This is a genomic window from Enterobacter sp. C3_dUdeg, assembly GCF_057536195.1.
Genome location: NZ_BAAKFX010000001.1, coordinates 1120889 through 1146268, shown reverse-complemented (window position 1 = coordinate 1146268; position 25380 = coordinate 1120889). Strand labels below are relative to the sequence as shown.

Annotated in this window: 22 protein-coding genes; 14 read left to right on the top strand and 8 right to left on the bottom strand. The window is 55.8% G+C overall.

Annotation, left to right across the window (positions count from 1 at the left end; all coding sequences use genetic code 11):
• Positions 1-10: 10 nt before the first annotated feature.
• The 5 genes from AC27FC_RS05315 to AC27FC_RS05295 all read left to right on the top strand — a co-directional run bounded on the left by AC27FC_RS05315 (position 11) and on the right by AC27FC_RS05295 (position 5820).
• Entirely contained in the window at positions 11-337 is a 327-nt protein-coding gene (locus AC27FC_RS05315; protein WP_021241222.1) for a YnfA family protein, read from the top strand.
• Between the two features lie 110 nt (positions 338-447).
• On the top strand, positions 448-1662 hold the full coding sequence (gene manD, locus AC27FC_RS05310; RefSeq protein WP_032657497.1) for a D-mannonate dehydratase ManD: 1215 nt from the start codon (positions 448-450) through the stop codon (positions 1660-1662).
• A 14-nt stretch (positions 1663-1676) separates the two neighbouring features.
• Positions 1677-2696, top strand: coding sequence for a Zn-dependent oxidoreductase (locus AC27FC_RS05305; RefSeq protein ID WP_112778390.1), 1020 nt, complete (start codon positions 1677-1679; stop codon positions 2694-2696).
• Positions 2697-2769: 73 nt separating this feature from the next.
• Complete coding sequence (locus AC27FC_RS05300) at positions 2770-4137, top strand: MFS transporter (RefSeq protein ID WP_112778391.1); 1368 nt, start codon at positions 2770-2772, stop codon at positions 4135-4137.
• 219 nt (positions 4138-4356) lie between these two features.
• Positions 4357-5820, top strand: a complete 1464-nt coding sequence (locus tag AC27FC_RS05295) for a mannitol dehydrogenase family protein (protein WP_143347082.1) — start codon at positions 4357-4359, stop codon at positions 5818-5820.
• A 43-nt stretch (positions 5821-5863) separates the two neighbouring features.
• Here the strand turns inward: AC27FC_RS05295 and ydfZ are convergent, their stop codons facing one another.
• Positions 5864-6067 carry a putative selenium delivery protein YdfZ gene (gene ydfZ / locus AC27FC_RS05290; RefSeq protein ID WP_014883679.1) on the bottom strand — a complete coding sequence of 68 codons (204 nt, stop codon included), beginning with the start codon at positions 6065-6067 and terminating at the stop codon, positions 5864-5866.
• 288 nt (positions 6068-6355) lie between these two features.
• Here ydfZ and AC27FC_RS05285 point away from each other — a divergent pair, with 288 nt between their 5' ends.
• Positions 6356-6787, top strand: coding sequence for a universal stress protein (locus AC27FC_RS05285; protein ID WP_033145406.1), 432 nt, complete (start codon positions 6356-6358; stop codon positions 6785-6787).
• Positions 6788-6820: 33 nt separating this feature from the next.
• Here the strand turns inward: AC27FC_RS05285 and AC27FC_RS05280 are convergent, their stop codons facing one another.
• Positions 6821-7507 (bottom strand): GntR family transcriptional regulator, encoded by a 687-nt coding sequence (locus AC27FC_RS05280; RefSeq protein ID WP_023311557.1) that lies wholly within the window; start codon positions 7505-7507, stop codon positions 6821-6823.
• A gap of 91 nt (positions 7508-7598) precedes the next feature.
• Positions 7599-8345 (bottom strand): bifunctional NADP-dependent 3-hydroxy acid dehydrogenase/3-hydroxypropionate dehydrogenase YdfG, encoded by a 747-nt coding sequence (gene ydfG, locus AC27FC_RS05275; protein WP_094935858.1) that lies wholly within the window; start codon positions 8343-8345, stop codon positions 7599-7601.
• 142 nt (positions 8346-8487) lie between these two features.
• Here ydfG and dcp point away from each other — a divergent pair, with 142 nt between their 5' ends.
• Both dcp and AC27FC_RS05265 read left to right on the top strand, forming a co-directional pair.
• Positions 8488-10521, top strand: coding sequence for a peptidyl-dipeptidase Dcp (gene dcp, locus AC27FC_RS05270; RefSeq protein WP_196354461.1), 2034 nt, complete (start codon positions 8488-8490; stop codon positions 10519-10521).
• A gap of 319 nt (positions 10522-10840) precedes the next feature.
• A complete protein-coding gene (locus AC27FC_RS05265) occupies positions 10841-13423 on the top strand; it encodes a bifunctional diguanylate cyclase/phosphodiesterase (RefSeq protein ID WP_196354459.1) in 2583 nt (860 codons plus the stop codon).
• A 101-nt stretch (positions 13424-13524) separates the two neighbouring features.
• On the opposite strand, the gene uspF is transcribed toward AC27FC_RS05265, so the two are convergent.
• Together uspF and AC27FC_RS05255 are read right to left on the bottom strand one after the other, a co-directional pair.
• Positions 13525-13959, bottom strand: a complete 435-nt coding sequence (uspF, locus tag AC27FC_RS05260; RefSeq protein WP_023292544.1) for a universal stress protein UspF — start codon at positions 13957-13959, stop codon at positions 13525-13527.
• Positions 13960-14203: 244 nt separating this feature from the next.
• Positions 14204-14875, bottom strand: coding sequence for an MgtC family protein (locus tag AC27FC_RS05255; protein WP_039262658.1), 672 nt, complete (start codon positions 14873-14875; stop codon positions 14204-14206).
• 456 nt (positions 14876-15331) lie between these two features.
• On the opposite strand from AC27FC_RS05255, the gene AC27FC_RS05250 reads away from it, so the two are divergent.
• Positions 15332-16540 (top strand): MFS transporter, encoded by a 1209-nt coding sequence (locus AC27FC_RS05250; protein WP_487159848.1) that lies wholly within the window; start codon positions 15332-15334, stop codon positions 16538-16540.
• A 19-nt stretch (positions 16541-16559) separates the two neighbouring features.
• Here AC27FC_RS05250 and AC27FC_RS05245 read toward each other — a convergent pair whose 3' ends face one another.
• Positions 16560-17549, bottom strand: coding sequence for a 2-hydroxyacid dehydrogenase (locus AC27FC_RS05245; protein WP_033145411.1), 990 nt, complete (start codon positions 17547-17549; stop codon positions 16560-16562).
• A 326-nt stretch (positions 17550-17875) separates the two neighbouring features.
• Here AC27FC_RS05245 and AC27FC_RS05240 point away from each other — a divergent pair, with 326 nt between their 5' ends.
• The 4 genes from AC27FC_RS05240 (at position 17876) to AC27FC_RS05225 (ending at position 21479) form a co-directional block, all read left to right on the top strand.
• Positions 17876-18199: a hypothetical protein gene (locus AC27FC_RS05240; protein ID WP_094935210.1), complete on the top strand. Its 324-nt coding sequence runs from the start codon at positions 17876-17878 to the stop codon at positions 18197-18199.
• Between the two features lie 127 nt (positions 18200-18326).
• Entirely contained in the window at positions 18327-20966 is a 2640-nt protein-coding gene (locus AC27FC_RS05235) for a YdbH family protein (RefSeq protein WP_112778267.1), read from the top strand.
• Positions 20963-21154: a YnbE family lipoprotein gene (locus tag AC27FC_RS05230; protein WP_014169918.1), complete on the top strand. Its 192-nt coding sequence runs from the start codon at positions 20963-20965 to the stop codon at positions 21152-21154. The genes AC27FC_RS05235 and AC27FC_RS05230 overlap by 4 nt, the downstream gene beginning before the upstream one ends.
• 7 nt (positions 21155-21161) lie before the next feature.
• Complete coding sequence (locus tag AC27FC_RS05225) at positions 21162-21479, top strand: YdbL family probable chaperone protein (protein ID WP_023311566.1); 318 nt, start codon at positions 21162-21164, stop codon at positions 21477-21479.
• Here AC27FC_RS05225 and feaR read toward each other — a convergent pair whose 3' ends face one another.
• Positions 21480-22388 carry a transcriptional regulator FeaR gene (feaR, locus tag AC27FC_RS05220; RefSeq protein ID WP_033145415.1) on the bottom strand — a complete coding sequence of 303 codons (909 nt, stop codon included), beginning with the start codon at positions 22386-22388 and terminating at the stop codon, positions 21480-21482. It abuts the gene before it with no gap.
• A gap of 241 nt (positions 22389-22629) precedes the next feature.
• Between feaR and AC27FC_RS05215 the strand changes: the two genes are divergently transcribed.
• Positions 22630-24129 carry an aldehyde dehydrogenase family protein gene (locus AC27FC_RS05215; RefSeq protein WP_039262650.1) on the top strand — a complete coding sequence of 500 codons (1500 nt, stop codon included), beginning with the start codon at positions 22630-22632 and terminating at the stop codon, positions 24127-24129.
• A 137-nt stretch (positions 24130-24266) separates the two neighbouring features.
• On the opposite strand, the gene AC27FC_RS05210 is transcribed toward AC27FC_RS05215, so the two are convergent.
• Positions 24267-25373 (bottom strand): GGDEF domain-containing protein, encoded by a 1107-nt coding sequence (locus tag AC27FC_RS05210; RefSeq protein ID WP_058840684.1) that lies wholly within the window; start codon positions 25371-25373, stop codon positions 24267-24269.
• Between the last annotated feature and the right edge of the window lie 7 nt (positions 25374-25380).

Below are 25380 nucleotides of genomic sequence, written 5' to 3'. Positions count from 1 at the left end.
GACGTGAAATATGCTCAAAACGACGCTGCTTTTTTTTGCCACCGCGCTATGCGAAATCATCGGCTGCTTCCTGCCCTGGCTCTGGCTGAAGAAGGGGGGATCCGTATTGCTTCTCATCCCGGCAAGCGTCGCGCTGGCTCTGTTTGTCTGGCTGTTAACGCTGCATCCGGCCGCGAGCGGCCGCGTCTACGCTGCTTACGGTGGTGTCTATGTCTGTACCGCGCTGCTGTGGCTACGCGTGGTGGACGGCGTCAAGCTCAGCGCGTACGACTGGGCAGGCGCGCTGATTGCCCTGTGCGGAATGCTGATTATTGTGGCGGGATGGGGGCGGGCCTGAGCCCCCGGTTTTGTGATCGTTAGCGGATTTTATGATCATTATACTTGTATGGTAGTCTGGTTAGTGGGTAAGTTTCCAGCATCACAACGAATGATGTAAGGAAAGGAATTATGAAGATTGTCGCGGCTGACGTGTTTGTTACCTGCCCGGGGCGGAACTTTGTCACCCTTAAAATCACCACCGACGAGGGGATTGTCGGCCTCGGTGACGCTACGCTGAACGGGCGTGAACTCTCCGTGGCTTCCTACCTGAAAGACCATCTCTGCCCGCAGCTGATTGGCCGCGATGCGCACCGCATCGAAGACATCTGGCAGTTTTTCTATAAGGGCGCCTACTGGCGTCGCGGCCCGGTCACCATGTCGGCCATCTCCGCCGTGGACATGGCGCTGTGGGACATCAAAGCCAAAGCGGCCAACATGCCGCTCTACCAGCTGTTGGGCGGCGCATCCCGCGAAGGCGTGATGGTTTACTGCCACACGACCGGTCACACCATTGACGACGTGCTGGAAGATTACGCCCGCCATAAAGAGATGGGCTTCAAGGCGATCCGCGTTCAGTGCGGGGTGCCGGGCATGAAAACCACCTACGGCATGGCCAAAGGGAAAGGGCTGGCCTACGAGCCTGCGACCAAAGGCGACTGGCCGGAAGAGCAGCTCTGGTCCACCGAAAAATACCTCGATTTCACACCAAAGCTGTTCGACGCGGTGCGCAGTAAATTCGGCTTCAATGAGCATCTTCTGCATGACATGCACCACCGCCTGACGCCAATCGAAGCGGCGCGATTCGGCAAGAGCATCGAGGAATTCCGCATGTTCTGGATGGAAGATCCAACGCCTGCGGAAAACCAGGCCTGCTTCCGCCTCATTCGCCAGCACACCGTCACGCCAATTGCCGTGGGCGAAGTGTTTAACAGCATCTGGGACTGCAAGCAGCTCATCGAAGAGCAGCTCATCGACTATATCCGCACCACCATTACCCACGCGGGCGGGATCACCGGGATGCGTCGCATCGCGGACTTCGCCTCGCTCTATCAGGTGCGAACCGGCTCGCACGGCCCGTCGGATCTCTCGCCGGTATGCCACGCCGCCGCGCTGCATTTCGACCTGTGGGTGCCAAACTTTGGCGTCCAGGAATATATGGGCTATTCCGAACAGATGCTGGAAGTCTTCCCGCACAGCTGGCGTTTTGATAACGGCTATATGCATCCGGGCGACAGGCCGGGGCTGGGCATCGAGTTTGATGAAAAGCTGGCGGCGAAATACCCGTACGATCCGGCCTATCTGCCGGTGGCCCGTCTTGAGGACGGCACGCTGTGGAACTGGTAAACGAGGAGCGAACGATGAAAAGCGTAGTGATTCAACAGCCGAACGAACTGGTGATTGAAGAGCGGCCACTCCCGGCGCCAGGTGCAGGTGAAGTTCGCGTCAAAATCACGCTGGCGGGGATCTGCGGCTCGGACAGCCACATCTATCGCGGCCATAACCCGTTTGCGAAATATCCACGCACGATCGGCCACGAGTTCTTTGGCGTGATTGACGCCGTAGGCGAGGGTGTCGACAGTGCCCGTCTGGGCCAGCGCGTCTCGGTCGATCCGGTGATCAGCTGCGGACACTGCTATCCGTGTTCCGTCGGAAAACCGAACGTCTGCACCTCGCTGGTGGTGCTGGGCGTACACCGCGACGGGGGCTTCAGTGAATACGCGGCGGTACCCGCTAAAAATGCCTGGCCTATTCCGGATGACATTCCTGATAAACACGCCGTCATGGTGGAGCCTTTCACCATCGCCGCCAACGTGACGGGGCAGGCCAACCCCATCGAGCAGGACGTCGCGCTGGTTTACGGCGCAGGGCCGATGGGGCTGGTCACCGTGCAGGCGCTGAAGGGCGTCTATAAGGTGAAGCAGGTTATCGTGGTTGATCGCATCGACGAACGCCTGAAAATGGCCCAGCGCAGCGGCGCGGACTGGGTGTTGAATAACGGCGAGCAGTCGCTACAGGCCGCGCTGGACGAAAGGGGGATCAAACCGACGTTAATCATTGATGCCGCCTGTCATCCGTCGATATTGCAGGAGGCGATTACCCTGGCCTCTCCGGCGGCGCGTATCGTGCTGATGGGCTTCTCCAGCGAGCCGAGCCAGATTGTCCAGCAGGGCATCACCGGCAAAGAGCTGGCGATCTTCTCCTCGCGCCTCAATGCCAACAAATTCCCGGTCGTCATCGACTGGCTGAAAAAAGGGCTGATCGACCCGGAAAAACTGATCACTCATGCCTTTGACTATCACCATGTAACAGACGCCATTGAACTGTTTGAGAAAGACCAGCGGCAGTGCTGCAAAGTCTTGCTCACGTTCGGGCAATAATCCTTTACGCGGTTAAGAGCCTGCGCAGACAGGCTCTATGTGGTACGCATCTTACCCTTCAGAGATAGCCATTATGACGCAAGCACAACCTCAAAGAACTACCTCCGATCTGGTGAAGGCCGCCGTTTCCGGCTGGCTGGGCACCGCCCTGGAGTTTATGGACTTTCAGCTTTACTCGCTGGGGGCTGCCCTGGTCTTTCACGAGATCTTCTTCCCGGAACAGTCAGCCGCGATGGCGCTGATCCTCGCGATGGGGACCTACGGCGCAGGCTATATCGCACGCATTGTCGGCGCCTTTATCTTTGGCAGAATGGGCGACAGCATTGGTCGTAAGAAGGTGCTGTTTATCACCATCACCATGATGGGGATCTGCACCACGCTGATTGGCGTCCTGCCGACCTACGCGCAGATCGGGATTTTTGCTCCCGTTCTGCTGGTAACGCTGCGTATCATCCAGGGCCTGGGGGCCGGGGCGGAGATTTCCGGGGCCGGGACCATGCTGGCGGAGTACGCGCCGAAAGGGAAACGCGGCATTATCTCCTCGCTGGTGGCGATGGGCACTAACTGCGGGACGCTGAGCGCCACGGCGATCTGGGCAGTGATGTTCTTAGCCCTCGACCGTGAAGAGCTGATTGCCTGGGGCTGGCGCGTGCCGTTCCTCGCCAGCGTCGTGGTGATGATTTTCGCCATCTGGCTGCGAATGAACCTGAAAGAGAGCCCGGTCTTTGAGAAAGTGAACGATGCCCAAACCGTACAGCCGGACACCTCGCTGGGTTCAATGGTGAAAAGTAAATCCTTCTGGCTTGCGACCGGGCTGCGTTTCGGTCAGGCGGGCAACTCGGGGCTGATCCAGACGTTCCTCGCCGGGTATCTGGTCCAGACGCTGCTGTTCGATAAAGCCATCCCGACCGATGCGCTGATGGTAAGCTCCATTCTCGGGTTTATCTCCATTCCGCTGCTGGGCTGGCTTTCCGATAAAGTAGGGCGCCGTCTGCCGTACATTATCCTCAATGTCTCCGCCATTCTTCTCGCCTACCCGATGCTGTCGATCATCGTCGATAAGAGCTATGCGCCGGGGACAATCATGCTCTCTATCATCGTTATCCATAACTTCGCCGTGCTGGGGCTGTTTGCGCTGGAAAATATCACCATGGCGGAGATGTTTGGCTCGCGAAATCGCTTTACCCGCATGGCTATCTCGAAAGAGGCGGGCGGTCTGGTGGCGGTGGGCTTTGGTCCGGTGCTGGCGGGGATCTTCTGCAACATGACCGGCTCCTGGTGGCCGATTGTCGCCATGCTGGTGGCCTATTCCGTGATTGGGCTGGTCTCGGCGATCCTGATGCCGGAAGTGCGCGACCGTGATTTGAGCGCGGCGCACGACGCAGCGGAATCCGCGCCAGAAGAGAGCGTGGGTTACGGCGCGTTCTCCTCGCGGCGCTAGTGGTTCATAACTTACGTGGCCTGTCACACAACTCTGACTTTATGTCACACCACATGAGCAAAAGTTAATATAAATCAAAATCTCAAACGGCAGTATCAGTATGGTTGATGGCAGTTATTTTTTTACCCCGGCTGCCATTCTAGTTGGTGTAGTCAGCAGGCGCCGCCGCTTCAGAGGAGCGGCAGCGGTCCACGACTTTCTAATTAACGAGTCTTAATCATGGAAAACACCTTATTACAGGCCAACGCGACGCTGCCTCAGTACGATCGCGACAGCCTTCAACCACGCATTGTTCATCTGGGTTTTGGCGCCTTTCACCGGGCGCACCAGGCGGTGTACGCCGACATTCTCGCCGCCGGGCACGGCAGCGACTGGGGCTACTGTGAGGTTAACCTGATTGGCGGTGAGCAGCAGATTGCCGATCTGAACGCGCAGGATAACCTCTACACCGTGGCGGAGATGTCTGCCGATGCATGGACATCCCGCGTAGTTGGCGTGGTTAAAAAAGCGCTGCATGCGCAGGTTGACGGGCTGGAAAGCGTGCTGGCGGCGATGTGCGAACCGCAGGTGGCGATTGTCTCGCTGACCATCACCGAGAAAGGGTACTGCCATTCACCGGCGACAGGACAACTGATGCTCGATCACCCGTTTATCGTCGCCGACCTGCAAAACCCGCACCAGCCGAAATCCGCGCCGGGCGTGGTGGTGGAAGCGCTGGCGCGTCGCAAAGCGGCGGGTCTGCCCGCGTTTAGCGTGATGTCCTGCGACAACATGCCGGAGAACGGACACGTGATGCGCAATGTGACCTGCGCGTACGCCCGGGCCGTAGACGGCGAGCTGGCGGACTGGATCGAGGCTAACGTCACCTTCCCGTCAACCATGGTGGATCGTATCGTGCCGGCGGTCACGCCCGATACGCTGGATAAAATTGAGCAGCTGACCGGCGTGCGTGACCCGGCGGCAGTCGCCTGTGAACCGTTTCGCCAGTGGGTGATCGAAGATAACTTTGTGGCAGGACGTCCAGAGTGGGAAAAGGCCGGAGCCGAGCTGGTGTCAGACGTGATCCCGTTTGAAGAGATGAAGCTGCGCATGCTCAACGGCAGCCACTCGTTCCTGGCGTACCTGGGCTATCTGGCCGGCTACCCGCATATCAACGACTGTATGGAAGACGAGAACTACCGCCTCGCCGCGCACGCGCTGATGCTTAACGAGCAGGCGCCCACGCTGAAAGTGAAGGGCGTTGATTTAGGCCGCTATGCCGATCTCCTGATTGCCCGCTACAGCAACCCGGCCCTGCGCCATCGGACATGGCAAATCGCGATGGACGGCAGCCAGAAGCTCCCGCAGCGTATGCTGGACTCCGTGCGCTGGCACCTGGTGCACCAGACGCCTTTCCCGCTGCTGGCGCTGGGGGTGGCTGGCTGGATGCGTTATGTCGGCGGCATTGACGAGCAGGGTAACGCCATCGACGTGAGCGATCCGCAGCTGGCGGTTATTCAGGCGGCGGTGAACGAAAGTGCGGAAGGCGAAAGCCGGGTCAATGCGCTGCTCGGCATTGAGGCCATCTTTGGTAACGAGTTACCGCAGGAGCCGCGCTTTGTGGCTGCGGTGATGGCCGCGTACCGGTCGTTGCTGCAACAGGGCGCGAAAGCGACCGTCGCGCAGTACGCGTCTCAACGGTAGTTCAGCACATGCCGCCGTGCGCGGCGGCATGGCTGCGCACAGCTTAGTGCATCCCCAGGCGAATCAGCTCAATCGGTTCGAACTTACCTTCGCATCCTTCCACTTCAACCGTTTTGCTGCGGCGCACCTGCGCGGCATCCAGCCCGTCGCTGTGGATCGCTTTAATCACGCCAGTTTTGCCCGTGCCGCTAATCATGACGCGGCTGCCGGTGGTGATTGCATTGCGGTTACGGTCGTATGTCATCATGGTATTTTCTCCTCTCTAACCTGTTCGTTACGGCGCTATTTCGGGTTATGCCGTTCACGGGGCATATAAATACGCCTGTCCGCGCTTCATGTTTTTGTTTTTGATCAAACTCACACTTTTTTCTTTATTTCGTCGGGCGCTGACGGTTCAGGACGGTAATTTACAAAGTGGACCGTTATTTTCATTAATTGATAGTTTCGACAGGGAAGCGTTGAGGGTTGGTTTATATTCCTGATGTCATCCTGTGTGCAGGAAATAACCCTTTCATCGGAATAAGGAGTCAGGCTTATGTATAAGAACATTTTGATGCCTGTAGACGTGTTTGAAATGGATTTGAGCGACAAAGCGGTTCGCCACGCGGCAAGCCTTGCGAAGGCTGAGGGCGCGTCGATTACCCTGGTCAATATTCTGCCTGCCAGCAGCCGGTCTCTGCTGCGCGGTTTCAACGCCGATATAAAAAAGTTTGAAGAGTATATGACCGCAGAATCCGGGAAGAAAATGAACGAGTTAAAAAGACTGTTCGATATTGCCCCTGAGAATATTCACAGCATGGTGCGTTTTGGCAACGTCCGGGATGAAATTATCAAGCTGAGCAAGGAGGGGAAATATGATGCGATTGTCATCGGGTCGAAAAATCCGAGCATCTCCACGCATCTGCTGGGTTCAAATGCGGAATCTATTCTGCGCTACGCCACGATCCCGGTGTTAGTCGTTCGCTAATCACCTCGCCGCACCCGAAAGGGGCGGCGCATATTACTCTTCGCTAAACCACTCGCTATTTTCCTGACGAATAAGCTGCACGGATTCGCTAATTTCCTGCAGATGTAGCGTCATCGCTTTTTCCACACCGTCCGGGTCGCGTTTTTCCAGCGCGCTGAAAATATCATGATGCTGTCGGAGCAGCATTTCCGGCGGGGAGACGTGATCGAGGCTCATATAGCGCACGCGGTCAATGGTGGCCTTGATGTTCTCGATGGTGTCCCAGGCCAGCTGACAATCCGCGATCTGCGCCAGCTTCTGGTGGAATTCATCATCAAGCTGGAAGAAATCATTGAGCTGCTTACGGTCAATCGCAATACGCTGCTGGTGCAGGTTCTGCTCCAGCTGGTAACACTGGTTGTCGTTGATAAGCGTTGCGGCACGGCGCGCCACCGCGCATTCAATGGCCTGGCGAACGAAACAGCCGTTGCGTACCTGAGAGAGTGAAATTTTGTTCACGTAGCTGCCGCGCTGCGGGCGGATCTGAATCAGTCCGTTTTCAGCAAGCTTAATAAACGCTTCACGTACCGGCTGACGGGAAACGTCAAAACGCACGGACACCTCTTTTTCAGAAAGCGGCGTTCCCGGTGGGATCAGGCAATGGACAATATCACGTCGCAAAATGCGATAGATTTGCTGGTTAACGGGCTGGGTGGGATTGAGTTGCGATTCAGCGGCCATGAGTTGTCATTTCTCAGAGAGTTAGCCTGAACATACTACCATTCTTTTATAACCCGAAACAGACCCGGCCCGCAGGCCGGGAAGGGCAGAGTTAGCCACGATGGACGCTAAGTCCGGCAAAACTCTGGCTGACGGGCATCATTTCCACGGTATTGATGTTGACGTGTTTTGGCAGCGTCGCCACCCACCAGACCGTTTCGGTCACATCTTCCGGCGTCAGCGCGTTCGCATTTTCGTAGGTTTTGCCCGCTTTCGCGTCATCGCCTTTGAAACGCACGTTGGAAAACTCGGTGCCGCCCACCAGGCCCGGCTCGATATCGGTAACGCGAATGGCGGTGCCGTGCAGATCGGTACGCAGGTTAAGGCTGAACTGGCGCACAAACGCCTTCGTTGCGCCATAGACGTTGCCGCCCGCGTAAGGCCAGCTTCCTGCGGTGGAGCCGATGTTGATAATGTGGCCGCGGTTGCGCTCGACCATGCCCGGCAGCACCGCGCGGGTCATATAGACCAGCCCTTTGTTGTTGGTGTCGATCATGTTTTCCCAGTCTTCCACGCTGGCTTTGTGGGCGGGCTCCATGCCCAGCGCCAGACCGGCATTGTTAACCAGCACGTCGATGGCGCGCCACTCGGCGGGCAGGTTGGCAATCATCTCTTCAATGGCCGCGCGGTTACGCACGTCCAGCTGCGCGGTCAGGATGCTGTCGCCTGATTCGTCCTTCAGCTCCTGCAGGCGCTCCTGACGACGGCCCGTGGCAATAACCTTGTGCCCGTTGGCGACGAAGCGACGCGTGATGCTTTCACCAAAACCTGCCGTTGCCCCGGTAACTAAAATAATCATCTCACTGTTCCTCAACGCTTTTTGTGTTGTACTAACATAGCACGGCCGCAGAGGGTGCGTTAAGGCAACATTTGTATGACGGCGTTGCAGGGGATGGCGGCCTGACCTACTCTGGGAGGATACCCGTACTCAGGAGCGAAAGATGACGGCCACGAATCCCTTTTTTGACATCAGCCTGCTGCCTTACCAGGCCCCCCATTTTGATGAAATCAACGATAGCCACTATCGCCCGGCCTTCGATGAAGCGCTTCGCCAGAAGCGGGCGGACGTAGACGCCATTGTGTCCCAAACCGCTGCGCCGGACTTCACCAACACCGTGCTGGCGCTGGAGAAAAGCGGCGCTTTGCTCTCGCGCGTCAGCAGCGTGTTCTTCGCTATGACCTCCGCACACACCAATGCGTATCTGCAGGAGCTTGAGGAGCAGTTCTCCACCGAGCTTGCCGCGCTGGCAAACGACATCTGGCTGAATGACACCCTTTTCGCCCGCGCGGAGAGCGTCTGGCAGGACCGTGCCGCGCTGGACGCCGAATCCCGTCGGCTGGTCGAGGAGACGTATCAGCAGTTTATTCTGGCCGGCGCGCGTCTGAATGAAAAGGAAAAAGCCGAGCTGAAGGCGCTGAATACCGAGGCGGCGACCCTGACCAGCCAGTTTAATCAGCGTCTGCTGGCTGCCGATAAGACGGGCGGGCTGGTGGTGGATTACGCGCACCAGCTTGATGGGCTCAGCGCCAGCGAGATTGCCGACGCGGCGCAGGCTGCCGCGGAGCGAGGGTTAAACGACCGCTGGCTGATCCCGCTTCTGAACACGACTCAGCAGCCCGCGCTTTCCGCGCTGCGCAATCGTCAGACCCGCGAAAACCTGTTCAACGCAGGCTGGACGCGCACCCAGAAAGGGGATGAAAACGACACTCGCGAGCTGATCCTCCGCCTTACGGCGCTGCGCGCCCGGCAGGCCCGCCTGCTGGGATTTGACGATTACGCCAGCTGGAGTATCGCCGACCAGATGGCGAAAACCCCGGACGCCGCGCTGGAATTTATGCGCGGCATTGTGCCCGCCGCCCGAGCCCGGGCAGAGCGCGAGCAGGCCGATATTCAGAAAGTGATTGATGACGAGCAGGGCGGTTTCACCGTACAGGCCTGGGACTGGGCCTTTTATGCCGAGCGCGTGCGTCAGGCAAAATATGCCCTCGATGAATCGCAAATCAAACCCTATTTTGCGCTCAATACCGTATTGCACGATGGCGTATTCTGGGCCGCAAGCCAGCTGTTTGGCATCCGCTTTGTGGAGCGCTTCGATATTCCGGTGTATCACCCGGACGTCCGCGTCTGGGAAATTTTCGACCACACCGGTGAGGGCATGGCGCTGTTTTACGGCGACTTTTTTGCCCGCTATTCCAAGCAGGGCGGGGCCTGGATGGGGAATTTCGTCGAGCAATCCTTCGAGCTTGCCGCCCGTCCGGTGATCTACAACGTCTGTAATTACCAAAAACCGGCTAACGGCGGCGTCGCGCTTCTCTCCTGGGATGACGTGATCACCCTGTTCCACGAGTTTGGCCATACGCTGCACGGTCTGTTTGCCAGCCAGCGTTTCGCCACGCTCTCCGGGACCAATACGCCGCGTGATTTCGTTGAATTCCCGTCGCAGATCAACGAACACTGGGCCAGCCATCCGCAGGTGTTTACCCACTACGCCCGCCATTACGAAACCGGTGAACCGATGCCGGACGCGCTGCGGGAAAGCATGCTCAACGCGACCCATTTCAACAAGGGTTATGACATGACGGAGCTGCTGGCTGCCGCGCTGCTGGACATGAACTGGCACGGGATTAGCGAAGCCGTTTCGAGCGTAGACGCGTTTGAAGCGGCAGCACTGAAAAAAGAGGGGCTGGATCTGCCCGCCGTACCGCCGCGCTATCGCAGCAGCTATTTTGCCCATATTTTCGGCGGCGGCTACGCGGCGGGATATTACGCCTACCTGTGGACGCAAATGCTGGCGGACGATGGCTATCAGTGGTTTGTCGAACAGGGCGGCCTGACTCGTGAAAACGGACAAAAATTCCGCGAGGCGATTTTGTCCCGTGGTAACAGCACGGATCTGGCTGAACTGTATCGCAACTGGCGCGGGCACGATCCGAAGATTGAACCGATGCTGGAAAATCGCGGGTTGAGCGAATAGAGCCAGTCTCGTCAGAAAAAAGAACCGGGCTTTACGCCCGGTTTTTTTATAGGCTCCAACGTGCTTGTAACGTCTTCTGCAAAAACAGTTTTAATATATTTTCTTTATAAATAAAACAGGTGAGATTAAAACTTACTTCGAACAGTATATTTAATTAGCCAAGATTAGGCTTTAAATGAATTAATGGTTAATAGTTTGTTCTGGATTGTAAAAATAAAAACCTTTAGCTTCGGATTTTTAGCTATAAATTTTTGTTATTTTGTGCCGATAAATGAAAGTGGCATAAAAATCGACGCAGTAGCAGTTAAGAAGGCGAAAGATGACCCTACCTCTGAACAATCCGAGCTTCACGGATACCGAGCCTTCTAAAGGCCTGATAAATAAAACCTTTACTTATATTGTAACGTTGTTGATAAGTATTTTTATTGCGGCAATAATTTCCCTGCTAATAATAAAAGATAATGTGAATGAAATCAGCGACAAGCACGATGAATTTTTGTTAAGGAAAGCCCTGGAGACCCGCCAGGAGAGCATGCGAAGTCATTTGAAAGACAATGCCGAGTGGGGAGATGCCTACAAACATCTTCATCTGAACAATGACGTTCACTGGGCATGGGATAAGCAGAACCTGGGTAAGTCCCTGTATGACAACTTTGGCTACGAAGGGGTGTTTGTTCTCTCTCCGGAAGGGAGCACGCGATACAGCGTGGTTGACGGGAAGCTGAAGCTTCAGGAGCTGGAGCGCTGGTTAGACAAATCAACCAAAGACCGTTTACTCCATGAGTTGAGTATAAAAAAGGGAGTGCCGGTTTCTGTGCTAGCGCTTATCGATTCCGTGCCGGCCATTGTTTCTGCGCAATGGATAACGACGGGCGATGATACGAGCGTGCAAACCATGCCCGGAAAACCGTCGACAATGGTGTTTATAGACAAGTTGACGGCTAAAAAACTCCTCACGATTGGTCAGGATGACGGCATCCAGAACGTTCGGACTTCATCTGATCCAGCCACTTCTCAAATAAATAATCAGACGGAATTTACCTTAAGCACCCAAAACGGGGATGTGCAAATTATCTGGGACGGTGAAAATCCCGGCCAGGCGTTAATAATTTATTTTTTGCCATTGCTCATTCTTTCCGTCGTTCTGACGGTATCGATGACGGTGATATTAATGCGCCATATTATGCACAAGGCGAGAATGCTTGACGAAAATACGTTTCTCCTTGAGCAGGCGCGGTTGAATCTTATTACGAGTGAAAAAAGATTCCGGGACGTCAGTGAAACAACCAGCGACTGGTTCTGGGAAACAGATTTATCGTTAAGGATAACGTGGCTATCGGGTCGTTTTTCTACAATAACGGGATATGAAAATAGCAAATGGATAGGCCGTAGGTTGGATGAACTCTTTCCGGCGACAGGCGGATTATCACATGACTGCGCCGGGCAGCGGGATTTAACCGAACGCTTTGAATTTAAAAACTGTCCTTATACTCATGCGCAAAAAAACACGTCATATTGCACGCTTCTGGCAAAGTTTTCTGCTCAGCCTGATGGAACGGTGGTGTTGCGAGGCGCGGCAACCGACGTCTCTCAGGAAGTTGAAGCAACAAAACGCGTGGAGTTCCTGTCACGCCATGATGAATTAACCGGTCTGCCGAACCGGTATCATATTAAGGAATTTCTGGCTGGCCAGTTGGCGAAAGAAGACCTCAACCGTTATCCGTTTGCCATGATTTGCCTTGATTTAGACAAGTTTAAACCCGTCAATGATATTTTCGGGCACTCCACCGGCGATGCCCTGCTTGGCGAGGTCGCTTCACGTCTTAAAAATTGCGTACGTCGAGGTGATTTTGTCGCACGGCAGGGAGGGGATGAATTTATGCTTCTCCTCGGCAACACCAGCCAGCAAGACCAGATTGAGGAGGTGTGTCGTCGTATCGTGCACGAACTTAACCGTCCTTTCGCCATTGAGGGCAATGATGTGGCGATAGGCGTAAGCATGGGCATTGCGCTGGCTCCCCGGGATAGCAGCAGCGCAAACGATCTTCTACGCTACGCGGATATTGCGCTGTATCAGGCGAAACAATCCGGCAGAAACCGATGGGTCTATTATCGCCCGGATATGTCGGAAAAGTTGACTGAACGCAGGAAACTGGAATTAGAACTCAAGACCGCGATTCGCGAAGAACAGCTCTACCTGGTTTACCAGCCGCGTTATAACCTCCGGTATTCTAAAATTGAGGCCGTCGAAGCGCTGGTGCGCTGGCAGCACCCGGCTCGGGGGACCATAATGCCCGATCAGTTTATCCCGCTGGCAGAAGAAACCGGGCTGATTATTAGCCTGACCAACTGGGTCATACGCAAAGCCTGTACGGAGACGAAAGACAAATTGCCGGGATTATCGGTCTCCGTCAATATTTCTGCTATCGAATTCCAGGCAAGCGATCTTGCCGAAAGAATAAAAGAGATCCTTCACGAAACGGGGCTTGAATCCAACCGGCTGGAAATTGAAGTCACTGAAAACGTTACGCTTTCCGACCCGGAAAAAACATTGCAGACCATGAAGTCTCTCAAAAGAATGGGCGTCCGCATTCTGATTGACGATTTCGGTACCGGCTATGCCTCTCTGAGCTATCTGCGGAAGTTTCAGTTTGACGGGCTTAAGCTCGACAAGAGCTTTATTTTTACCCTCGGTGACTCGCCGCAGAACCAGTCAGTCGTGGAGAAAATTATCGACCTGGGGAAAGCCTATTCCATGGCGGTAACCGCAGAAGGGGTGGAGACCGTCGAACAGCTGTCTTTTCTGAAAAAAAATAAATGTGATGAAGTTCAGGGCTACCTGCTTGGAAAACCGGCCGCCATTGCGGACTTAAATTTAAACGCCAACAGAGTAAATCTCTAAATCGCGTTTTCACTCAGGAAAGCGTAAATGAAAAACCGGGCTTCTCGCCCGGTTTTTGTTATCCGCTCTCCGTTCGTATCCACGATCGTAAACGCCGCTTTCTATCTTACGACCAGGACAGGGCATTTCGCATGCCGAACCACTGCCGCAGCGTTCGAACCCAACAGATACGTAGATATGTCAGGTTTGTGGGAAGCGATGATAATCAGGTCGGCATCGATCGTGTCAGCGAGCTTAAGGATTTGATCCTTTGGAGATCCCGTCACGGCGTGAGTCTGTATCTTGTCTGGAGGAATTTTGAATTGCTTAACGATTTCATCCAGCTTCGCTAAGGCCGCGTGCTGGAACTCTTTCAGCTTCGGCATTTCAACCGAATAGGCCAAACCTAATGATGAATAATACGGAAGCGATGGAATGACGGTAAGAAAGTGAACTTTAGCTGTGTTAAGTGCTGTATGTGCCTGAACGAAGGGGATAACCATGTGCGTCAGGCTATCCTCCGAAATGTCAATTGGAACCAAAATTGAGTTATACATTTGTCCCTCCTGAGTGTTTTTCACACAATTCAGGGTAGACCGTTAATTTCAGGAAAACAGAGAGCAAGCTGTCATAACGGGGACAAATTTCGGTTATGTGATAGGCGTACAGTCGAACCAGCCCTGATCTCGTTAACGTGGCGTGACAACGAACAGGGGCATTCGGGGATGAATCTCTCCGCGTCACGGTCCGTTTTCTGCAAAACGCCAAAGCCTCAACCGGGCGCAATGCCCGGTACCTTGTTCATATTGCGTGACAGCTGACGGACGCGATAATTTTATTCCCGCCCATATTCCCCATAATCAGATCGAGTAATTTTCGGTATTCCTCCCGGGTCATCACCTCCGCCCGAATTTCGGTTTTACCTTCTGCTTGCGCCGTAGCGGAATAAATCGCTTTCAGACTTAACGTCAACTCTTTCGCCATATTTACGACGCTCTGCCGCACCGCATCTTCATGCTCATCATTGCAGATGATTTTAAGGACATAGCATTTTTCGCCTTCATGGAGCACGGGCAGTTGATTAATTCGCTGCGCGGCTTCGCGAAGCAATATGTTAGCGCAGAGAATAATTAGGCTGGCCATGGCGGCATTCCAGAACTGGCCTAATCCGCACAGTACGCCAATTCCGGCCGAGCACCACAGCGTTGCGGCGGTGTTTAAACCACGAATATTCATTCCTTCACGCATAATGACGCCAGCGCCAAGAAAGCCGATTCCGGAGACGATCTGCGCTGCGATACGCCCCGGGCTATCAGGAGAAGTCGATACCGAACTTAAAATGAACACTGCCGCACCCGTGGCAACCAGTGCATTGGTACGAAGTCCGGCCATACGCTGGCGCCACTGTCTTTCCGCGCCAATAATTGCGCCCAGCAGCATCGCTGCGAGCAGATGAGAGATATAAGGGAACATCAGCCTGTCGCCTGTTAACGTTATTAAATAATAAGCGTCAGTGCTTTGCTAAGCACATCATAACGCCGTTTAAATGCTAAACGTGTCAGGACGACGGTGGCGGAAAGAGTGAATGTGTAAACATGAACATGCGATGCCCCACAAATTGAGTGGTTTTACTATTTCGGGATACAATCGCTTAAAGAGGATTGCTGCCCACCGTTTCAGGTAAGCAGCGAGGAAATCGCGCTAGCTTACCTTCGTATCAACAATAAAATAACTTTCCAACGAAGGACTCCTGTGAAAATTTATTGCCAGTATAGTCAGGGTCGATAATGAGTAAAGCGAAAAAACAGCCTCCGTTATGAATTGTTTAAGTTCGCAAGGCATATTTTTTAAGACGTCATCTGATTTTAAAAAATACCCGCTATACTACATTTCCTTTTTTACAGGCGATAACAGACAAAGGCAGGAAGTATGTCTCTTCGTTCGCTGCGGGCATTATGCCTGACAAGTTTTTTCATCGCGGATGTCCGCGATGGCCTCGGTCCTTTTCTCGGTATTTTTCTGACCGAACGCCACTGGGCTCCCGATGATATCGGCATCCTGATGACGGCCGGTGGGATGGCGGGACTACTGGCCACGCTCCCGGCGGGATTCATCACCGACACCTCACGCAGCAAGCGGACCGTGCTGGCGTTGGTGTGCCTGCTTATCACTCTTAGCACGCTGCTGCTCTGGTTTAGCCAGCAGAGCGCTGTTGTCGCCGTTTCGCAAATTGTCTCCGGCATCTGTGCGGCGTTTGTCGGGCCGCTGATCGCCGGGATTACCCTGGGGCTGACCGGCCAGAGCGGGTTCAGCGCGCAGATGGGCAAAAATGAGGCGTTCAATCACGGCGGCAACTTTGTTACCGCACTGATTGCAGGGGGCATTGCGTGGTACTGGGGCGTCGGCGGGATTTTCCTGCTGATGACCTGTACCACGCTGTTAACGCTCTGTGCGCTGCTTGCCATTCGCAACGGGGATATCGATAACGACGCGGCGAGGGGGCTCTCTTCTTCAGCGAGCCTGCCGGTTCCCGGCTTTGCCGTGCTGATTAAAAACCGGGCGCTGTTAGTGACCGGACTGACGCTGCTGCTGTTTCACCTGGCGAACGCCGCGCTGCTGCCGATGCTGAGCATGAGGGTGGCCGCCGCGCCCGCCTCGATCAACCCCGGTTTGTACGCGGCGGGCACCGTTATCATCTCTCAGGCCGTGATGATCCCCGTCGCCATCTGGGTCGCCCACCGAATAGACCGCTACGGCTACTGGCGCTTGATTATGCTGGCGCTGCTGGCGATGCCGGTGCGCGCCGCGCTGGCGGCGTCGACGGACGCGCCGCTCATGATGATCCCGGTACAAATTCTCGACGGGCTCGCCGCAGGGATCCTGGGCGTCGCGGTGCCGTCGTTTATCGTGGTGCTGTTGCGCGGGAGCGGGCACGTCAATGCGGGGCAGAGTGTGGTGATGCTGATGCAGGGGGTTGGGGCATCCATGAGCCCGGCGTTAACCGGCACGATTGCCGGTCATTACTCATTTGCCACGGCATTCAGTGTTCTGAGCGCGATTGCGCTGGTGGCCGTACTACTATGGTGGTACTTTGCGCACCGGACCTGGGAAACTGACAGTACGCCGGGTGGGGCATAGCCGCCACCCGGCGTCACGCTTACGCCAGTTCGTTAGGGCACGCTTCGCCCTTTTCCAGCTGCTGCAGGTTACCCAGCGTGGTTTCTGAAATGCTGATCAGCGCTTCGGCAGTCAGAAACGCCTGGTGTCCGGTAAACAGCACGTTATGACAGGCTGACAGGCGGCGGAACACGTCGTCCTGGATCACATCATTCGACTTGTCTTCAAAGAACAGATCGCGTTCGTTCTCGTACACGTCCATTCCCAGCGCGCCAATTTTCTGGGTTTTCAGCGCTTCGATAGCGGCCTGAGAGTCAACCAGCCCGCCGCGGCTGGTGTTGATGATCATCACGCCATCTTTCATCTGGTCAAACGCCGCCTGGTTAAGCAGGTGGTAGTTCTCCGGCGTCAGCGGGCAGTGCAGGGAGATCACGTCAGACTGGGAGAACAGGGTCTGCAGGTCGACGTATTCCACGCCCAGCTCCAGCGCAGCGGCGCTCGGGTATGGATCGAACGCCAGCAGACGCATGCCGAAGCCTTTCAGAATGCGCAGGGCGGCGACGCCAATTTTACCGGTGCCGATCACGCCCGCGGTTTTGCCGTACATGGTAAAGCCGGTCAGCCCTTCCAGAGAGAAGTTGGCATCACGGGTGCGCTGATAAGCGCGGTGAATACGACGGTTGAGCGACATCATCATGCCAATTGCATGTTCCGCGACCGCTTCCGGGGAGTAAGCCGGGACGCGCACCACCCTCAGACCCAGCTCTTTCGCCGCGTCGAGGTCCACGTTATTAAAGCCCGCGCAGCGCAGGGCGATATATTTCACGCCCTGTTTTTTCAACTCTTCCAGCACCGGACGACTGCCGTCGTCGTTAACAAAAATGCAGACGCCTTCACAGCCGTGCGCCGTTTTGGCGGTTTTTTCGGACAGCAGAAAGTCGAAAAATTCAAGCTCAAACCCGTAAGCCTCGTTAACATGTTGCAGATACTTTTTGTCGTACTGCTTTGTGCTATATACCGCGAGTTTCATAAGACTTTCTCCAGTGATTTTGCATTCACGTTAGCATGATTAAAATTATCTTACAATTTCTAAAATATTATTGAATTCAATAAGTTCTATCAATTATTCTAGAGCATATGTACACCCTAACTCCATGATATTCTTACTACGAGAAATCTTCGGCGCGGATCTGAACAGGGCATGTAGCGGATAATGGAGTGGGTAGAGGATGTGAGAAACGCCTGTCTGGATTAGGTTAAAGAATGGCAAGAGGGCATGAAAACTGCAATGCCTACGTATGAGATGGAAAGATATTAGGAACCAGGTGAGTTTCTGACAAATATGGAGAATGATGCATGTCGCAACAATTGGAGTTGTCCTTATCTCCGCCGATGCTGCCCGCCTTGTACTATTTTGTTGTATCTATTGCGGTTTTATTCTTACTGTTGATGGGGAAACTCAAGGTCGACAGGCTGCGTAAATATCCTCTGTTCATTGCCTATACGCTATTTGTGATAGCCATCGCAGCCATTCAAATTAACGTTTTTGCCAACGGCTATGAGTTTGTTAGCGGTTTTTTACATATTGATTTTGATCCCTGGCGGTACGACTCGGTGTATTGGGGGTCATTGATATTCGCCATGCTTTACCTGCTGGCAATGCCACGGAACCGGCCCTAGTTTCGCAACTTAACGTTACAGCATCTATCCTTAAACCTGGCTTTGACTTCAACTGACTGGCTAAACATGCGACAATGATCGGCACTGCCGGCTTAATTCTTTCGCTAAATCAGGATATTAACTGCCCATGAAGGGTAAATACAAAGCCGCTCTTGCGCTTTTACTGCTGTTCATATTGTTGCCGCTGACGCTGCTGATGACGCTCGCCCAGTGGGTACCGACGCTCGCCGGGATCTGGCTGCCCGTCGGGACGCGCATCGCTTTTGAAGAGAGTCCGAAACTGACCCGCCACGCGCTGGTGATCCCCGATCTTCGCTATCTGGTTGAAGACTGCGAAATTGCCCGCATCGATAACGTGACGCTGTCACACCCGAGCCGCTGGAAGCTGGATATCGGCGCGCTGGATCTTAACTCCGTCTGTCTGAGCAAAATTCCCCAGTCTGCGCCCTCAACGGTCGCCCCCAAAACGCTGGCACAGTGGCAGGCGGTGTTACCCAATACCTGGATCACGGTTCACCGTCTGACGCTGTCGCCCTGGCAGGAGTGGCAGGGCGAGCTGCATGCGTCGCTGACGCCGTCCATTCAGGAGATCGCCTATAAAGGCGAGCAGGTCAGCATTAAAGGCACGCTTCGCGGTCAGACGCTCTCGGTCAGCCAGTTCGATGTCCAGCTCCCGGACCAGCCGCAGCCGATTAAGCTGGTGGGCGAGTTTACCTTGCCGCTGGTACCGGATGGCGTGCCGGTGAAGGGCCACGCGGTCGCGACCTTTAACGTGCCACAGTTGACGTCTCTGGTCGATGCCGATCTGGACTGGGAAGACAATCAGGGACAGCTGGTGGTGATGGCGCGGGATAATCCCGATCCGCTGCTCGACCTGCCGTGGCAGATCACCGCGCAGCAGCTGAACATCAGCGACGGGCGCTGGAACTGGGATCTCTCGGGTATGCCGCTGAGCGGGCGGGTATCCCTTCGCGCCGACAACTGGCAGCAGGGGCTGGATAACACCACCCTGACCGGACGGCTGAATGTGCTTACCCAGGGTGATGCGGGGAAAGGCAACGCGGTACTGAACATTGGGCCCGGCAGGCTCAGCATGGAAAACAGCGACATGCCCCTACATCTGAGCGGCGAGGCGAAGCAAAACGATCTCATTCTTTACGCAAAATTGCCCGCCACGCTGACCGGCAGCCTGTATGAACCGCAGCTGGCCTTTGAGCCGGGCGCGCTGCTCCGCTCGCGCGGGCGCATCATTGACTCACTCGATATCGATGAAATCCGCTGGCCGCTGGCGGGTGTGAAGCTGACGCAGAAGGGCGTGGACGGTCGTTTACAGGCGATTCTGCGCGCTCATGAAAACGAGATGGGCGATTTTGAACTCCATCTGGACGGCCAGGCCAACGACTTTTTACCTGATAACGGCCTGTGGCAGTGGCGCTACTGGGGGAAAGGCGGTTTTACGCCGATGCATGCCCGCTGGGATGTCGCCGGGAAAGGCGAGTGGCGCGACAATCTTATTGAGCTGACGGCGCTCTCCACCGGTTTTGACAAGCTCCAGTACGGCACGATGGAGGTCAGCAAGCCGCGTCTGGTGCTGGATCAACCGGTGCGCTGGCTGCGTGACCCCGAAAAACCGGCCTTCAGCGGCGCGCTGTCGCTCAACGCCGGGCAAACCCGTTTCTCCGGCGGCAGCGCGTTGCCGCCCTCGGTCCTGACCTTCAGCGTCGACGGCACCGACCCGACCATTTTTCAGTTCAAGGGCGACCTCCATGCGGACAAAATCGGCCCGGTACAGGTGAACGGACGCTGGGATGGCGTGCGCCTTCGCGGGCAGGCCTGGTGGCCAAAACAGTCGCTCACCGTCTTCCAGCCGCTGATCCCGCCGGACTGGAAAATGACGCTGCGCGACGGGGAGCTTTACGCGCAGGTCGCCTTCTCGGCGGCGGCCGATCAGGGCTTTGAGGCGGGCGGGCACGGCGTGCTGAAATCCGGCAGCGCCTGGATGCCGGATAACCAGATTAACGGCGTCGATTTTGTGCTGCCGTTCCGCTTCAGCGAGGGTACCTGGTCTCTCGGCACGCGCGGTCCGGTCACGTTGCGCATAGGCGAAGTGGAAAACCTGGTGACCGCGCGCAACATTACCGCCGATCTACAGGGGGATTATCCCTGGACGGAGGACAATCCGCTGCTCCTCACCAACGTGAAGGTGGAAACCCTCGGCGGGAAAATCACCATGCAGCAGCTGCGGATGCCGCAGCACGATCCGGCCCTGCTGCGCGTGGACAATATCTCTTCGAGCGAGCTGATTAGCGCCGTTAATCCGAAACAGTTTGCCATGTCAGGGCCGGTGAGCGGGGCGCTGCCGTTCTGGCTGGACAATGAAAAATGGATCATTAAAGATGGCTGGCTGACCAACCCGGGGCCAATGACGCTGCGCATCGACAAAGATACGGCAGACGCCATCGTGAAAGATAATATGGTGGCGGGCGCCGCGATTAACTGGCTCCGCTATATGGAAATTTCGCGTTCGTGGACGAGAATCAATTTAGATAATCTGGGTGAATTAACCATGCAGGCGACCATCAAGGGGACCAGCCGGGTGGATGGCAAAAGCAGCTCCGTCAACCTGAACTATACCCATGATGAGAATGTCTTTACCCTCTGGCGCAGCCTGCGCTTTGGGGACAATCTGCAAACCTGGTTTGAGCAACATGCGGCGATACCTGCTCCCCGCAGTTCGACTGGCAAGGAAAGTGAGGAACAACAATGAAAAAGATGGCTGGTGTGCTCACCGTTGCCGTTGCCGCGCTACTGACCGGCTGTACGCCGCGCATTGAAGTCGCTGCGCCAAAGGAGCCGATTACAATTAATATGAATGTCAAAATCGAACATGAGATCCACATTAAGGTCGATAAAGACGTTGAAACCCTGCTGAAATCGCGCAGCGATCTGTTCTGAGGATGCCATGAAACGATTAGCTCTCATTTTACTGGCGCTGGGGATGAACGTGCAGGCGGCTGCGCTGACCTTAAACGATGCCCGGGCGCAGGGGCGCGTGGGGGAAACCCTCAGCGGCTATCTTGCCCCGATTCAACAGGACGCGGAAACGCTGGCGCTGGTCAATCGTATCAATGCCGCGCGCGCGGAAAACTACCAGAAGCTGGCCGACAGCAATAATTTGCCGGTTGATGAAGTGGCTAAAATGGCCGGTCAGAAACTGGTTGCCCGCGCGCAGCCGGGCGAATACGTGAAGGGCATTAACGGAAAATGGCTCAAAAAGTAGTTAGCGGTAGCGCCTGCGGTATTCACCCGGCGAGACGCCAAAACGCTGCTTAAACGCCGTTGAAAAATGGCTATGGTCGGTAAAGCCCCAGCTGTAGCCAATGCCCGCCAGCTTTTCATCATCACCGGTAGATTGCAGTGCCTGCGCGCAGAGATCCAGACGACGGTTTTTGATGTACTGCGCCACCACCAGCCCCTTCTCGGCAAACATGCGGTAAAGGCTGCGCACGGACATGCCGCTCTCGGCGGCAATCCATTCCGGGCGCAGCGATTCAGACTGAATATGATCGTCAATCAGCGCCACCACATGCTGGAACTGGCGCTCCTTGCGCGGCTGAATGATTTCACGCTGCTGGAAAGCGGGGCGCAGCAGGCAGATCATCGCCTCGAGCGCCGCTTCGCTTTCACGGTCACTCAGGTCTGCATTGCTCATGCTCTCCATCAGCAGGCGATGGCTCAGCTGTACCGTGGGCAAGGTGCGGGAAAGGGCGGTCGCGCAGCTTATTTCCTGGAAGCGACACTGCTGCTCAATAATCTGACGGGGAACCAGCAGCGAAATCTGGCGGGATTTTTCCCGCCAGTTGATCGAGCAGGGACGCGACGCGTCAATCAGCGTGATATCACCGGTTCTGAGCAGCGCGCGACGGTCATCCTGCTCAATTTCCGCGCTGCCTTCGAGCTGGAACACGGTATAGAACCAGGCATCATTACTCTGAGCGATCTCCTGACGGGAGCGGAACAGGTTGACGCCGCCTGCGGTCACGGTGCTGAGCTTCAGGCTGCGCGCATAGCTGGTCTCCAGCTCGCCGAAGAATTTCCCCCCGGTGGGCTGCGCGTTAAAACGCCCGCAAACCTGGTTAATTTGCGCCAGCCACTGCTGATACTGTTCCTGCTCGCTTGCACACGCCATCGTTTCTCTCACTGCACCGTCAACGTTTTCGCATTGTTGCATTTGTGTTGCATTTTGTCAGAGCTATGAGGCTGACTATAGGAAAGAACACTCACCGGTAACAGCGATATAAGCGGCAATTATCGCGATTTGCGGAGCCTGTCACAGGTGGCAAAGCGAATGTCACAGAGACAAAAGCGCGAACGCAAAACCCCACTTAGACTGGATGGACACCCTGCGAAGAATAACGAAGGAGTATCCTATGTCTGAATCACAGGTGGCCATTCAGCCTGCCGTACAACAATTTTTAGACCGACAGCATGGCCTGTGGATTGAAGGGCGTCAGGCCGCGTCGGACAGTGAAAAACGGCTGAACGTCTTCAACCCGGCCACGGGCGAGGTCATTGCCTCAACTGCCGATGCCAGCGTCGACGACGTTGACCGTGCTGTTATGTCCGGCTGGCGCGCGTTTGTCGCCCGCAGCTGGGCCGGAAAACTGCCGGCGGAGCGCGAGCGGATCCTGCTTCATTTCGCCGATCTGGTCGAACAGCACAGCGAAGAGCTGGCCCAGCTTGAAACGCTGGAGCAGGGCAAATCCATCAATATTTCCCGTATGTTTGAAGTCGGCTGCACCCTGAACTGGATGCGCTATACCGCCGGGCTGACCACCAAAATTTCGGGTAAGACCCTCGACCTTTCCATCCCGCTGCCGCAGGGCGCCCGCTATCAGGCGTGGACGCGTAAGGAGCCGGTTGGCGTGGTGGCCGGGATTGTGCCCTGGAACTTCCCGCTGATGATCGGGATGTGGAAAGTGATGCCTGCGCTTGCCGCGGGCTGCTCTATTGTCATCAAGCCGTCAGAGACCACGCCGCTGACCATGCTGCGCGTGGCGGAACTGGCAAGCGAAGCGGGCATTCCGGACGGAGTGTTCAACGTGGTGACCGGGAGCGGCGCGGTGTGCGGCGCAGCGCTGACCTCGCATCCGCATATTGCAAAGGTGAGCTTTACCGGCTCAACGGCGACGGGTAAGCAAATTGCCCGCACGGCGGCGGACACGCTAACAGGGGTGACTCTGGAGCTGGGCGGGAAAAACCCGGCCATCGTACTAAAAGACGCAGACCCGGCGTGGGTGATCGAAGGCCTGATGACCGGCAGCTTCCTGAACCAGGGGCAGGTGTGCGCGGCGAGCTCGCGCATCTATATTGAAGCGCCGCTGTTTGACACGCTGGTCAGCGGGTTTGAGCAGGCGGTGAAATCCCTGAGCGTCGGGCCGGGCATGTCGCCGGAGGCGTTTATCAACCCGCTGGTGTCGCGCGCGCACTGCGACAAGGTGCAGACCTTCCTTGATGAAGCGAAGTCGCGCAACGCGGAGCTGATCGTCGGTAACCGGGGGCCGGAAGGCAAAGGCTATTACGTTTCGCCTACGCTGGTGGTGAACCCGGATGCCTCACTGCGCCTGACCCGTGAAGAGGTGTTTGGCCCGGTGGTCAACCTGGTACGCGTCGCCGACGGAGAAGAGGCGCTCCAGCTGGCAAACGACAGCGAGTATGGCCTGACGGCCAGCGTCTGGACGCAGAATATCAGCAAGGCGCTGGAATATACCGACCGGCTGCAGGCGGGCACCGTCTGGGTGAACAGCCATACGCTGATTGACGCCAACCTGCCGTTCGGCGGCATGAAGCAGTCCGGCACCGGACGTGACTTTGGTCCGGACTGGCTGGACGGCTGGTGTGAAACCAAATCGGTGTGCGTGCGCTACTAGTAAAAGCAAAAGGCAACCTGGAGGTTGCCTTTTTTGTGTTTGTTCCCTCTCCCGTGGGAGAGGGTCAGGGTGAGGGCATCAGGCTGCACCGGGCGAATTTTGTAGGTCGGGTAAGCCGTAGCCGCCACCCGACATGTTTACAGCGACCACCGATCCCGCCCGGCCTCTTTCGCCCGATACAGCGCCGCATCGGCGCGGGCGATGATCTCGGTGCCTGCTAACCCCTCCGCCATGCTCGCAATCCCCATGCTCACGGTGACACGATCGCTAACGGTTGACGCACTGTGCGGTATAGCTTCTGTACGCAGGCCGTCCTGAATGCGTAAGGCCACCTTTTCCGCAATGTTTTCCGGACAGTTAAACAGGATCACCACGAACTCCTCGCCGCCGTAGCGTGACACCACATCGTCAGGCGTGCGCACCGACTGCTTCAGCACCCGCGCCACGCGGGTCAGGCAGTCGTCACCCGCCTGGTGCCCGTAGGTGTCGTTGTAGCGTTTGAAATAGTCGATATCCAGCATAATCACCGAGAAGGTTTTTTTCTGCTCAACCGCGTTCTCCAGCACCACTTCCATTTTCCGGCGATTGGCGGTTTTGGTTAACGGATCCTGATGCGCCAGCGCATCCAGCCTGGAGATCAATAGCTGATTTTGCTGGTTACGTCGCCAGGCCTCGTCAAACCAGCTCAGCAGGATGAAACGTCCGCAAATCAGGATCAGCGTAAAGACGCTCCAGATAACAATGAAGTGAAGGTTGAGGCCATCGTTCCGTATCCAGCTTGCTACCGGCAGGGTGATCCAGAGCGGGAGCACAAAGGCGAGTAGCCCTTCAGGATAAAAATAGAGCGCCGTTAAGCCGGCGAGTAATAAAATGACGCACAGCGGCCAGACGTGCGGGAGCAGCAGCTGGGTGATAAACCAGAAGCAGGAGACCGACCAGATGGCGCTGCAGATAAACAACACCACGCTGATGCCGGCGATGCGCCGCCAGGCCATCAGGATCAGCGCAGCGGAGAGGATGATAATGCCGAGCATGGAGGCATCAACTATTCTCGTCAGCTGCGGCGAATGGGGATACAGGGGATCGCTGGTATTAAGCAAAACGTGTCGCAGCAGAATCATCACCGCGAAGCTGATATTCACGAAGGCCAGCCACGGCAGGTTCATCGCCAGCCCGTGCATGACCATAGCATGGCGCGTTGGCCAGGTTGCCCGTTCAAGTGTCGGTTTTTTTCTTTTTTCCATTGACGCT